Here is a 240-nt window from a genome sequence, read left to right as displayed (position 1 = left end):
ATGATGGGCGATATCCTGCGGGAAACCCTGCGCGCGAGCAATGTCGACTTCAGCTATTGCGCAACGCTTTCGCGGCCGACCACCATCGCTTTCGTCAAGCTCATCGATGGCCACGCGACCTACGCCTTTTATGACGAGAACACCGCCGGCCGGATGATCACCGAGGCCGAGCTTCCGGCACTGGGTGCGGATTGCGAAGCGTTGCATTTCGGCGCCATCAGCCTCATTCCGGAACCCTGC

General features: G+C 60.8%; 1 pseudogene. It reads left to right on the top strand.

Going from position 1 to position 240, the window contains the following annotated elements:
* A pseudogene (locus SB764_RS44235) lies at positions 1-240 on the top strand (hypothetical protein); the annotation flags it as partial.

Origin of the sequence: Paraburkholderia sp. SIMBA_027 (assembly GCF_046535315.1) — a bacterium.
GTDB classification, from domain to species: Bacteria; Pseudomonadota; Gammaproteobacteria; order Burkholderiales; family Burkholderiaceae; genus Paraburkholderia; species Paraburkholderia tropica.
The sequence above is the reverse complement of the archived record's forward strand: the minus strand, read 5'-3'. Positions and strand labels throughout refer to the sequence as shown.